Here is a 12,930-nt window from a genome sequence, read left to right as displayed (position 1 = left end):
CCGGATCACAGTCGGGAAGGACGGCTGTGCGGGTCGCCTTCGACATGATCCTTGGGCGTGTCCTGCTGCGGCTTGCCCGCCGCAGGCACGTCCTCGTCCGGAATCTCCCAGGTGCCCTCTTCCGTCCAGGGGTCGTCTTCCGGGAATTCCTCGATATTGATCTCCTTGACCGTGTAATCCGGCTGATAGCGCAGGTCATAGTGCGCGGCGCGCACGATGGAGATGCACAGCAGCAACGCCACCGCCAGCAACGGCACGCCACCGATGATCGAGGCCGTCTGCAGGGTTTCCAGCCCGCCGACGAACATCAGCACGATCGGCATGAACGACAGCGCGAAGGCCCAGAAGAGACGGTTCCAGCGCATCGGCTCCTCATCCACTTCCTTCTGGACCACGGCCGCCAGGATGTAGGAGATGGAGTCGAAGGTGGTGGCCGTGAAGATCAGTGCCAGCAGCGTGAAGGCAAAGATCACCACATAGTCCAGCGGCAGGGTATGCAGCATGGCGAAGATGGCAGCGGTCGGGCTCTGCTCGTTGAGTATGGTCACCACGTCCAGCTCACCTGACAGCTGCAGGTACAGGCCGTAGTTGCCCATCACCATGAAGAACAGGAAGCAGCCCATGGTGCCGAAGAACATCGAGCCCGCCACCATCGCGCGAATGGTGCGACCCCGCGAGATGCGCGCGATGAACAGCCCCACGCTGGGCGCGAACACCAGCCACCAGGCCCAGTAGAAGATGGTCCAGTCCTGCGGGAAGTGGGTGTTCTCGAAGCCCTTGAACTCGGCGAACGGCTCAAGCCAGGTCGCCATGTGGATCAGATTGCTCATCACGCGCCCCAGCGCGTCCAGACCGGTATTGGCCATGAACAGGGTCGGACCTGCGATGAAGATGAACAGCAGCAACCCGACCGCCAGCCAGAAGTTGATATCCGACAGCAGCTTGATGCCCTTCTTGAGCCCCACGTAGGCGCTGTAGCCGAACAGCGCGGTACACACCAGCAGCACGACGACCTGGGTCATCAGCGACTTGGGTACGCCGAACAGCTCATGCACCCCCTCGTTGATCATCGGAGCCGCCAGACCGAGCGTGGTCGCCCCGCCACCCAGCATGCCGAAGACGAAGCTGATGTCGACCAGCTTGCCCAGCCAGCCACGCGCCAGCTTTTCGCCGAGCACCGGCATCAGCGCCTCGGAAATCTTCAGGACACTGTGGTGACGCACGTAGTAGAAGTAGGCGATCGGCACGGCGGGAATCAGATAGATCGCCCACGCCAGCGGCCCCCAGTGGAAGATACCGTAGGCGGCGGCCCATTCCGCGGCCTCCGGTGTCTGGCCTTCCACATGGAACGGCGGCGACTGGTAGTAGTAGACCCACTCGATCATCGACCAGTAGAGGATGGAGGCCCCGATACCGGCGCAGAACAGCATGGCCGCCCACGACACGATCGAGAACTCGGGCTTCTCTTCGGCGTCGCCCAGCTTGATCTGCCCGATATCACTGAAGATGATGTAGATCATGAAGCCACCGGCTCCGACACCCAGCATCAGGTAGAGCACACCCAGCTTGCTGGTGACGAAATTCTTGGCCGCCGATACCCACATCGCACCCTGCTCGGGGAAGATGACCAATGGCAACGTCACTGCCAGCAGCAGAAAGATCGAGCCGAAGAAGGTCGGCTTGTCGATCATGTCGAAGGCCTTCTCTGGCTTGTTCTCCGCGTTGTCAGCGGTTCCTCCGGGGGTTTTCTTGCTCATAAATAAGCCTCGTTTATCGTTATTGCCCTGCATGATAATAGCTTATCATGAATGAAAAGTGACCTGCGCGTTCACACTTCGTACAAAGCTAGTACAACAACCCGATAGGCTACGTAAAGAAAATTTACCGCTTGTCAGCGCAAGGACGTCACGCGAGACAGCAGCCGGCCAGGATGACGTCGACGGAGACATCGAGGAAAAGAGGGACGGAGGGAAAGCGGGAAAGGAGTTGCCGGAACAGATGGGGCGCGTGACCGGCAGGAGGCCGGCAAGGCAACGCGGAAATGACACGGCAGACCACGACTGCCCGGCACGGCTTGCCGGGCAGTCGTCATGCTCGAGCGGAAGGCTCAGTCGCCGCGCAGGCGGCCACCCATCTCCTGAGCGAGATCCACGGCGAAGTGATCGGTCATGCCGCCGATGAAATCGAGCATGCGCCGGTAACTGCGGTAGAGATCCCAGTCACGCGTCGGGGTGTTCTCGCCGATCAGCGCCAGCACGCGCTGATGCTTGAAGCTGGAGCGCCCCGTGGTGTGCAGCTCATGGGCAGCCCCGATGAAGGCTTCAAGCAGGATGCCCAGCGTGGTGTAGGCGCCGATTTCCAGCTTGGCCTTGCGCTCGTTGCGAAAGATCTTCTGGCGCGCCAGATTCTTGGCTTCCCGCACGCCCCAGCCGAGATCGGGATGACACAGATCCAGCAGGTCCTCACTGAGGGTGCCCGCCAGCAATTCCGCCTCATGCTGCACGAAGGCCTGGGCCACGTCATTGACCGCCCGCTCCATCGCCGCGCCCCTGAGGGCCGCCACCTTGCGCCGCTGTGACGTGCCACGCGCGACCATGTCGTCATACTCCCGCGGCGCGCCACCACTGATGCCGGTCAGAATCTCGTAGACCTCCTCGAACTGCAGTATGCCCATCTCGAGGCCATCCTCGAGATCGAGCAGCGCATAGCAGATGTCATCGGCGGCCTCGACCAGCCATGCCAACGGGTGGCGACACCAGCGGCCATCGTCACGCGCCAGCAGCCCGCAGCGCTCGGCCACCTGATCCAGCAGTTCACGCTCACTCTGGTAGCAACCGAACTTGCCGCCTGCCGTGGCGTGCTTCACCGTCCAGGGATACTTGAGCAGGGTGCCCAACGTCGCCGCCGTCAGGCGCATGCCGCCATGAAACTGGTTGTATTCGATCTGGGTGACGATACGAAAGCCCTGGGCGTTGCCTTCATAGGTGAGCAGGTCTTCGCGCTCGGCCTCGCTCAAGCCTGACAGACGCCCGTGGTCACTGGCGGCCTCTGCGGCAAACCAGTCACGGATGGCATATTCTCCGGCATGCCCGAAGGGTGGGTTGCCGATGTCATGTCCCAGACAGCCGGTCTGGACGATGACGCCGAGGTCGGCGGGCGTGACCCACTCGGGCAGATGGTCCTTCAACTTCTCGCCGACCATCATGCCTAGCGAACGCCCGACGCAGCCGACCTCCAGGGAGTGGGTCAGACGCGTGTGGATGTGGTCGTTGTCGGTCAGCGGGTGCACCTGGGTCTTGCGACCCAGCCGTCGGAAGGAGCCCGCGAACACGATCCGGTCGTGATCCTTGTGGAAGGGCGTACGGCCCATCTCACGCGATACGGTGCCCGGTGCGTCATGCAGGCGACTCGGCTCCAGCAGTCGTTCCCAGTTCATTGATGACATCAGGCAACTCCTTGGCAGGCGCCCGAGAAACGACGCCGGCGAGCAGACAACGGTGAATGACGGGCAGAAAAAAAGAGAACAGGGATTGTGGCACCCTGTTCTCTTTCTCTCCAGACCGCTGGGCGGTTCTCCTGTCCGCCCAGACGGTTTCTCGACCCGCTCAGGCGGTTCATCTCCCGCTCAGCCTGATGATAAGGGCGCTCGAGACTGTCTGGCGCCGGGGCGGCTCAATCCTCGGCCAGTGCCGGCAACAGCACCTTGAGCTTGCGCGTCAGCGTGTTGCGTCCCCAGCCCAGCAACTCGGCGGCTTCGCCCTTGCGACCGCCGGTATGCTTTAGCGCCGTCTCGATCAGGATGCGCTCGAAGTCGGGCACCGCCTCTTCCAGCAGATGGGTGTGGCCGGCGGCGAGCGCGCGGTCCGCCCACTCACGGAAGGCACCACGCCAGTCCCCGGACGCGGCCTCGGTGCCACTGACGTCACGCAGTTCCGGCGGCAGATCCTCGACCATCACCTCGCGGCCCGAGGCCATCACCGTCAGCCAGCGACAGGTGTTCTCCAGCTGACGTACGTTGCCCGGCCAGTCGAAGCGCGTGAGGTGCTTCTCGGCCGCCTCGGTGAGCACCTTGGGGTCCGTGGCCAGCTCGCGTGCGGCTTCGGCGAGGAAGTGCTGCATCAGGCGCGGGATGTCCTCACGGCGCTCTGACAGCCGCGGCAGGTGGACGCGAATCACGTTGAGGCGGTGGAAGAGATCCTCACGGAAGCGACCATCCTCCACCAACGCCTCCAGGTGCTGGTGGGTCGCGGCGATGATACGCACATCCACCTTGACCGGCGTGATGCCCCCCACGCGGTAGAACTCGCCATCCGCCAGCACCCGCAACAGGCGTGTCTGGGTTTCCGCCGGCATGTCGCCGATCTCGTCCAGGAACAGGGTGCCACCATCGGCCTGCTCGAAGCGTCCGCGACGCAGAGCGGTGGCACCGGTGAAGGCGCCCTTCTCGTGGCCGAAGAGCTCTGACTCCATCAGGTCCTTGGGGATCGCCGCCATGTTCAACGCGATGAACGGCTTGGCCTTGCGGGGCGAATGCTGATGCAGCGCCTGGGCGACACGCTCCTTGCCGGTCCCGGATTCGCCGTTGATCAGTACGGTGATGTGCGACTGGGACAGGCGACCGATGGCCCGAAAGACCTCCTGCATCGCTGGCGCTTCCCCGATGATCTCCTTGGTCAATCCTTCCGGCACCACCGCGGGGGCCTTGGATTCCCGCGCGTGCGCCACGGCACGCCGCACCAGCGCCAGCGCCTCATCGACATCGAAGGGCTTGGGCAGATACTCGAAGGCACCGCCCTGATAGGAGGCCACGGCACTGTCGAGGTCGGAATGGGCCGTCATCACGATCACCGGCAGGTCCGGATAACGCTCGCGGACTCGTGCCATCAGATCGAGGCCATCGATACCGGGCATGCGGATGTCGGTGATCAGCACATCCGGGCACTGGCGCATGATGCTGGCTTCTGCCTGATCCGGGCGCTCGAAGCTTTCCACCTCGAGGTCAGGCTGGGCCAGAGCGCGCTCCAGTACCCAGCGGATGGCGCGGTCATCATCGACGATACAGACGCGTGCAGTCTCGCTCATGAGGGATCTCCAGAAGTGCCGGCAAGCGGGATTAATAGTCGGAATTCGGTATGGCCGGGGCGCGAGTCACACTCGATCAACCCCTGATGCTGGTGCAGGATGCCCTGGGCGATGGAAAGCCCGAGCCCTGAGCCTTCGGCGCGCCCCGAGACCATCGGGTAGAACAGCGTCTCGCGCAGCGCCTCGGGAATGCCCGGGCCGTTGTCGCTGATCGCCAGCTCACAGACCAGACGATGGCGCTCATGACCCAGCGTGAACTGCCGCCGGGCCCGCGTGCGCAGGGTGATCTCCCAGGGCGCCTCATTGCCATCGGCTGATTCGGGCTGCGGCTGCTCGTTGAGGGCCTGGGTCGCGTTGCGCGCGATGTTGAGCACCGCCTGGATCAACTGGCCTTCATCGCCGATGACTTCAGGAAGGCTCGGGTCATAGTCGGCCGTCAGCTTGATGTGATGCCCTTCCGCCGCCAGCAGGGAGCGCACCCGCTCGGTCACCGAGTGGATATTGACCGGCGACTGCAGCGGTGGCCGATTCGGCCCCAGCATGCGATCGACCAGATCGCGCAGGCGATCCACCTCCTCGATGATGATGCGCGTGAACTCCACCATCTGCGGTTCCGGCAGATCGCGCTCCAGCAACTGGGCCGCGCCCCGGATACCGCCAAGCGGGTTCTTCACTTCATGCGCCAGCCCGCGTGTCAGCACCTTGACGGCTTCCTGCCGAGCGATCAGCGCCTCCTCGCGGGAGATCTGCATCAGACGATCACGCGGCTCGATTTCCACCAGCAGCTCATTGGCGCTGACCGGGGTCGCGGTGAAGTCCACCGTCAGCGGCTCGTTGGCCGCATTGACGATCTCGGCCTCACGCTGGGTATAGGGATGCTGTTCTTCCAGCGCCTTGCGCAGCACCTTGATGGGCTCTTCATCCAGCCCGGTCAGATGTTCAGGGGAGCTGCCCTTGACGCGCACCAGGCTGACCGCCAATAGCGTCTCGGCCGCCGGGTTCAGCCATACCACGCGCAGCTGTGCATCCAGCACCACCACGGCAGTATTCAGGTGTTCGAGCAGTCGTTGATGCATGCCTTTATCCGCCATTCGCAGTACGTCTCCCTGTTCTGCAATAACCGCGCCAGTCTGGTGCAAATGCCGCGTGCATGGCACCCGCGCCGATGCACCTCTTTCGGGCGTCGATTTGAAGCACCATTATGGTGCACCAAAGGATCGCACTGCCAACCCGATGCAGCAGACCTGCTCATCAGCGGGCGTGCTGCTGCATCGCGGGCGATACCGTTGCCAGACCTGGCGACAAAAAAGGCCACCCGAAGGTGGCCTGATGACCTGGCGCGCGAGTCACGTGTCGTTCGCAAGCCAGGAGGACTGTCACCCCCGTCTCTCAGCCACCCCCGGCATTGGCCGGGTTGTTGGGATTGCGCGGGAGATTGACGCTGGCGCGTTGCACGTAGACCACTCGGGGCTCGGTGGTCTGGCGCACTCGTCCGGAGGCATCCAGCAGCTCCGCCTGGATGACGTGCTTGCCACGCTCGAGCCCCGGCACCATGAAGACACTGCTGTTCATGGCCGATTGCGACGGCGCGCCATCCACGGTCACGCGTACCTTGTGCTCGGGACGCAGCTGCGGCTCGATGGCCAGGCGCACCGCCAGGTTGCCGGCCTGCCCCGTAGGCAGCGTCTCTTCATTGCTCGGGCTCTGGATGAAGAAGCGGGTATAGCCACGGAAGCTGACATCCACGGCAGGCGCGGAGGGTCGGCTACGGGAAGCGGTCTCGGACGGGGAAGATGACACGCCACGCGAAGCAGGCGCGCGCGAGGGAGCAGACTCGGTGGAAGGCACCACACTCAGCGGCGTCAGCTTGACCTTGCTGCCACCCGCCGGCTGATCACTGAACACCACGTTGCCGTTGGCATCCACGTGCCGGTAGACCTGAGCCGCCTCGAGCTCCGCCGAGACGCTGCTCAGGGCCAGCACCGCTGACAGGCAGAGACCGAGCGTCGTCATGCCGGGCAGGCGAGCCATCCGCCGCATTCCCTTGACCGGCAAGGACCTGCTGTCACCCACTGAACCGATGCCACGCGAAGAAGAAGTGAAGGGCCACATCCGGGAATTCCTGAAGAAGTCATGGGAAGCCAGAAGCGCGCATCCGCTCCTGCCAGTCGTGTCACTCACTCGGACGCTACCAGCGTGCCAGAAGTGACATATCCTGCTGCCAAGTTACAAAGCTTCCCGCGTTGATACCAGCCCTGCTTGTTGCGACGCGACTTTCCGCGACGGGTCACGGGTCCTGGACAGCCGGGAGTCAGCTCTTAGAGCACATGTCTCAGAAACGAGAACAGGGCCATACCTGTCGGTATGACCCTGTGTGTCTCGCCTCACGCATGCCCCGCGCTCAGACTGCTCCGGGCGGGGCCGTGAGCGACATGCGCCGTCGGTAGATCAGACGCTGTAGTACATGTCGAATTCGAGCGGGTGAGTCGCCATGCGCAGGCGCTGGATGTCTTCGCCCTTCAGCTCGAGGTAGGCATCGATCATGTCGTCGGTGAAGACGCCACCCTGGGTCAGGAACTCACGATCGCCGTCCAGCGCGGTCAGTGCCTGTTCGAGGCTCTCGGCCACGGTCGGAATGGACTTGGCTTCTTCGGCCGGCAGGTCGTAGAGGTTCTTGTCCATGGCATCGCCCGGGTGGATCTTGTTCTTGATGCCGTCGATACCGGCCATCAGCATCGCGGAGAACGCCAGGTACGGGTTGGCCGTCGGATCCGGGAAGCGAGCCTCGACACGCTTGCCTTTCGGGCTGGCGGTGTACGGGATACGGATGGAAGCGGAACGGTTGCGGGCAGAGTAGGCCAGCATGACCGGGGCTTCGAAGCCCGGCACCAGACGCTTGTAGGAGTTGGTGGACGCATTGGTGAAGGCGTTCAGCGCACGAGCGTGCTTGATGATGCCGCCAATGTAGTAGAGGGCCATTTCGGACAGACCCGCGTACTCGTCACCGGCGAACTGGTTGTCGCCATCCTTCCAGAAGGACTGGTGAACGTGCATGCCGGAACCGTTGTCACCGACCAGCGGCTTGGGCATGAAGGTCGCGGACTTGCCGTAAGCGTGCGCCACGTTGTGGATCACGTACTTGAGTTCCTGAACCTCATCGGCCTTCTTGACCAGGGTGTTGAACTTGACACCGATCTCGTTCTGGCCGGCGTTCGCCACTTCGTGGTGGTGAACTTCGACTTCCTGACCGATGGCTTCCAGGGTGTTGCACATGGCAGCACGGATATCGTGGAAGCTATCGATCGGCGGGACCGGGAAGTAGCCGCCCTTCAGACGCGGACGGTGACCCAGGTTGCCGCCTTCCGGCGTGGAATCGGTCGCCCATGCACCTTCTTCGGAAGAGATCTTGAACATCGCGCCGTTCATCTCGTTCTTCCAGTGCACTTCATCGAAGATGAAGAATTCCGGCTCCGGACCGAAGAAGGCAGTATCGCCCAGACCGGTGGACTTCAGATATTCCTCGGCACGCTTGGCGACGGAACGCGGGTCGCGCTCATAGCCCTGCATGGTGGCCGGCTCGATGACGTCACAGCGCAGCACCAGAGTGGTGTCTTCGGTGAACGGGTCAAGGAAGGCAGTGCCGTCGTCCGGCATCAGGATCATGTCGGACTCGTTGATGCCCTTCCAGCCTTCGATAGAAGAACCATCGAACATCTGACCATTCTCGAAGAATTCTTCGTCAACCGTGCGCGCCGGGATGGAGACGTGCTGCTCCTTGCCCTTGGTGTCGGTGAAGCGCAGATCAACCCACTTGACTTCGTGTTCTTCAATCAGGGCAAGTGTCTTCTCAGCCATGGTAATTCTCCGATGGAGCCGGCGGCTCGGTTGCAGTTGGTGTCAGCGTTGTCTGTTCAGGTCTTTCGTTGTCTGTCTTTTTTCTCATGGTCAGCCAATGGATGCCAGCCATGAAGAGGATGACCTGATAATGCATCGAGCGTGCCAGAATGAAGCACACCAGAACATCAACAACAATAACTAACTGAAAACAATGAAGAAATACATGCACCCAAAGATGACATGCTGGATTTTGCAGCGAGAAACATGACCCCACAAGGTGCAGAAAAGAGGATTGCGCAGGCACGAATTATCATATTGGTGCATCAAAAAATGCCCTGGCACCAATATGGTGCACGGCGAGCCATCAGGCCGATCTGACCGGTCGCATCAGCCTCACGCTGGCCGCGTCAATTCGAGAGAACTCGCTGTCGATGACGGTCTTTTTCGCTCGTGATCGTCATGGCAGCCCCTGGCCACAAGTTTTTTTTCATCTGTCACAAGCGCGCGGAAAAGACTTGAGAGACAATCATTTGGGCACTTCAGGCCAATCCATGGCCCTCACTGACCCGCCTCGTGAATGCACGATGCTGGCAGGAGGCATGCCATGCCCCCTATAATGCGCCCCAAATCACAAGCGCCCGGTACGCGAGCGCCCATTTTCCGCACAGGTTCCCGTCGTGATCGAGAAACTTCGCAACATAGCCATCATCGCCCACGTTGACCACGGTAAAACTACCCTGGTCGACAAGCTCCTGAGTCAGTCTGGCACCCTGGACCGCAAGGCCGAGGGTCAGGAACGCATCATGGATTCCAACGACCAGGAAAAAGAGCGCGGCATCACCATTCTCGCGAAGAACACCGCGATCCAGTGGAACGATTACCACATCAACATCGTGGATACCCCTGGGCACGCTGACTTCGGTGGCGAAGTCGAGCGCGTGATGTCCATGGTCGATTCCGTGCTGCTGCTGGTCGATGCTGTCGATGGCCCGATGCCGCAGACTCGCTTCGTGACCCAGAAGGCTTTCGCCCAGGGTCTGAAGCCGATCGTCGTCGTCAACAAGATCGACCGTCCGGGCTCTCGTCCTGACTGGGTCGTCGACCAGATCTTCGATCTGTTCGACAACCTGGGCGCGACCGACGAGCAGCTCGACTTCCCGATCATCTACTGCTCTGCCCTCAACGGCATTGCCGGCATGGATCCGGAAGACCTGCAAGACACCATGGACCCGATGTTCCAGTCCATCGTCGACATCGTCGAGCCGCCGAAGGTCGAGCTGGACGGTCCGTTCCAGATGCAGATCTCCGCACTGGACTACAACAGCTACGTCGGCGTCATCGGTCTGGGCCGCATCAAGCGCGGTTCCGTCAGCCCGGGTCAGCAGGTTTCCATCGTCACCAAGGAAGGCGCTGTCCGCAAGGGCAAGATCGGCCAGGTCATGACCCACATGGGTCTGGACCGCGTGCAGACCGACAAGGCGACCGCCGGCGACATCGTCTGCATCACCGGTATCGAGAACCTCGCGATCTCCGACACCATCTGCGACACCGCGACCGTCGAAGCGCTGCCGCCGCTGACCGTCGATGAGCCGACCGTCTCCATGACCTTCCAGGTCAATGACTCTCCGTTCGCCGGCCAGGACGGCAAGTTCGTCACCAGCCGCAACATCCGTGAGCGTCTGGACCAGGAACTGATCCACAACGTCGCCCTGCGCGTCGAGCAGGGTGAGACGCCGGAGAAATTCGTCGTTTCCGGCCGTGGTGAGCTGCACCTCTCCGTGCTGATCGAATCCATGCGTCGTGAAGGCTTCGAGCTGGCCGTGGGCCGCCCGGAAGTCATCATCAAGGAAATCGACGGCAAGAAGCAGGAGCCGTACGAAGAAGTCATCATCGACTGTGAAGAGCAGCACCAGGGCTCCATCATGGAAGAGCTGGGCTACCGCAAGGGTGAGCTGACCAACATGAACCCGGATGGCAAGGGTCGTGTGCGTCTGGACTTCATCATCCCGTCACGTGGTCTGATCGGCTTCCGTGGCCAGTTCCTGACCCTGACCTCCGGTACCGGCATCCTGACCAGCCGCTTCGATCACTACGGTGACCTGAAGGAAGGCGCAGGCGTCGAGCGTCGCAACGGTGTCATGATCTCCATGGTGCCGGGCAAGGCACTGTCCTACGCCCTGTACACTCTGCAGGAGCGCGGCAAGCTGATCATCGGTCACGGTACCGAAGTCTATGAAGGCATGCTGGTGGGTATCCATAACCGTGCCAACGACCTGGTCGTCAACCCGACCAAGGCCAAGAAGCTGGACAACATGCGCTCCACCGGCAACGACGAGAACATCGTGCTGACCCCGCCGATCCGCTTCACTCTGGAACAGGCGATCGAGTTCCTGGATTCCGATGAGCTGGTGGAAGTCACTCCGCTGCACATCCGTATCCGCAAGAAGTACCTGAAAGAGAACGAGCGCAAGCGCGCCAGCAAGTAAGACGCTGCCCGTGCAGCCCTCCACCCCAAGTGGAGGGCAAGCTTGAAACGCAAAAGACCCGCCTCCCGGCGGGTCTTTTGCGTTTCAGGCGTTAACAACGCCACTTCCCTAATACTCGAGCATGTCATTGCAGATAGTGCGTCGCCATTAGGGCCGGCAGTTTCCCCCCTCAAACGTCCGTTCCTTGGCCTAACGCGTTCTAACCTCTTAAATGTGAGTCATATCAAGCTTCTGTTGTTGCGCATATCGCAGTGCTGCTCTCTTCCACCCGGCGATAGTGGTTTTCGGATGCGCCAACTTGTTGCCCGTAATGGCCAGAAGCCGCAATAGAAAACTGGAACCTGTTTATATGGCAACAGATTATTTCAATGCGTCACTTTCATGCGACGCAATGAAGTCGCGCCTTTCGCGGACACTGGGGTCAACGCATCCGAACAGGTATCTTCTGCCGGAGCTTTTTTCATGCCTACCCAGCATTTAAGAAGTCCTCAGCCATCACAGGAAGCCCGGAACCGGGTCATCTTCCCGATCATCAATGACGCCTGCCACGCGTTGCCATTGCCAGGGCCCTCTCCAGCAATCTCGCATTTCGGCGCCATAGAAGACCCGTATGAAAGGATTCATCAATGAGCATCAAGGAACGCCTGGAAACCCTGCCCTGGGACACGCTGGCACGCTACCGTCTGATCGAGATCATCGCCCTGTGGGAAGGCCGCGTCACGTCACGTCATCTGGGCAACGCCTTCGGGATAGCACGCCAGCAGGCGTCACGCGTCATGAAGACCTATCGCGAGACCGTCGCCGAACACAATCTTGAATATGATCCCGTGATCAAGGGCTACCGCCCCTCCGCCAATTTTCACCCGATGCTGACGCGGGGTGAGGTGGATGAATATCTGCAGCTGCTCGGCAATCATGACAATCTGAATCCCCACTTCACCGGACTCGGACTCGGTCAGGCCAACACCGAGGCGCTCCGCTTGCCGTCTCGCAGCGCCAGCCCGCCCGTGGTCCGGACATTGATTGAAGCGGCCAGCCAGGGAGCACGCCTGGAGGTCACCTACGCCTCTTTGAACTCCCCTCAGGGGGAAGAGCGTATCCTGTGTCCACATACGCTGGTCTATGCCGCAGGTCGCTGGCATGTGCGGGCCTTCTGTGAGAAGAACCGGGCTTTTCGCGACTTCGTGCTGTCTCGATTCCGCGATGTCCCTGAGCTGTTCGGCGAGGCACTTGAAGGCAGTCAACGTGAATTCGATGACGGCTGGGAAACCCGGGTCACCCTGCGCCTGGGGGCAGACCCTCGCCTGACGCCAGATGAGCGTGGCCTGATCGAACAGGACCACGGCATGGTCGACGGCGAGCTTCACCTGCCGACTCGCGGCGCCCTCGTCCAGTATGTGCTGCGTGAGCTGGGCATCAATCCGGATTATCTGGATGAGTCGCCCCGTGCGCAGCAATTGGTGGTGTTGAATCATGCCGAGATCAGCGACTGGTTGTTCGTCAGCTCCAGCGCCTGAAACGATGG

Annotated in this window: 9 protein-coding genes; 2 read left to right on the top strand and 7 right to left on the bottom strand. The window is 61.5% G+C overall.

Annotated elements, in window-relative coordinates; genetic code table 11:
* Positions 1–5 precede the first annotated feature (5 nt).
* From HXS65_RS11030 to HXS65_RS11000, 7 genes are all read right to left on the bottom strand, one after another.
* Complete coding sequence (locus HXS65_RS11030; RefSeq protein WP_176493852.1) at positions 6–1,757, bottom strand: BCCT family transporter; 1,752 nt, start codon at positions 1,755–1,757, stop codon at positions 6–8.
* Between the two features lie 350 nt (positions 1,758–2,107).
* Positions 2,108–3,445: a deoxyguanosinetriphosphate triphosphohydrolase gene (locus HXS65_RS11025; RefSeq protein ID WP_084207729.1), complete on the bottom strand. Its 1,338-nt coding sequence runs from the start codon at positions 3,443–3,445 to the stop codon at positions 2,108–2,110.
* A 227-nt stretch (positions 3,446–3,672) separates the two neighbouring features.
* On the bottom strand, positions 3,673–5,082 hold the full coding sequence (gene ntrC, locus HXS65_RS11020) for a nitrogen regulation protein NR(I) (RefSeq protein ID WP_077379917.1): 1,410 nt from the start codon (positions 5,080–5,082) through the stop codon (positions 3,673–3,675).
* Positions 5,079–6,158, bottom strand: a complete 1,080-nt coding sequence (glnL, locus tag HXS65_RS11015; protein WP_077380022.1) for a nitrogen regulation protein NR(II) — start codon at positions 6,156–6,158, stop codon at positions 5,079–5,081. The genes ntrC and glnL overlap by 4 nt, the downstream gene beginning before the upstream one ends.
* 313 nt (positions 6,159–6,471) lie before the next feature.
* On the bottom strand, positions 6,472–7,113 hold the full coding sequence (locus tag HXS65_RS11010; protein ID WP_255304486.1) for a DUF4124 domain-containing protein: 642 nt from the start codon (positions 7,111–7,113) through the stop codon (positions 6,472–6,474).
* Positions 7,114–7,530: 417 nt separating this feature from the next.
* Complete coding sequence (gene glnA / locus HXS65_RS11005) at positions 7,531–8,937, bottom strand: glutamate--ammonia ligase (protein ID WP_065392424.1); 1,407 nt, start codon at positions 8,935–8,937, stop codon at positions 7,531–7,533.
* Entirely contained in the window at positions 8,930–9,223 is a 294-nt protein-coding gene (locus HXS65_RS11000; protein ID WP_136939534.1) for a hypothetical protein, read from the bottom strand. Before HXS65_RS11000 ends, glnA begins: the two co-directional genes overlap by 8 nt.
* Before the next feature lie 373 nt (positions 9,224–9,596).
* On the opposite strand from HXS65_RS11000, the gene typA reads away from it, so the two are divergent.
* Positions 9,597–11,405, top strand: a complete 1,809-nt coding sequence (gene typA, locus HXS65_RS10995) for a translational GTPase TypA (RefSeq protein ID WP_077379915.1) — start codon at positions 9,597–9,599, stop codon at positions 11,403–11,405.
* A gap of 626 nt (positions 11,406–12,031) precedes the next feature.
* Complete coding sequence (locus tag HXS65_RS10990) at positions 12,032–12,922, top strand: WYL domain-containing protein (protein WP_077379913.1); 891 nt, start codon at positions 12,032–12,034, stop codon at positions 12,920–12,922.
* Positions 12,923–12,930 lie beyond the last annotated feature (8 nt).

This window comes from Cobetia sp. 5-25-4-2 (genome assembly GCF_013374075.1).
GTDB lineage: Bacteria > Pseudomonadota > Gammaproteobacteria > Pseudomonadales > Halomonadaceae > Cobetia > Cobetia marina.
This window is presented reverse-complemented; position numbering and strand designations above follow the sequence as displayed.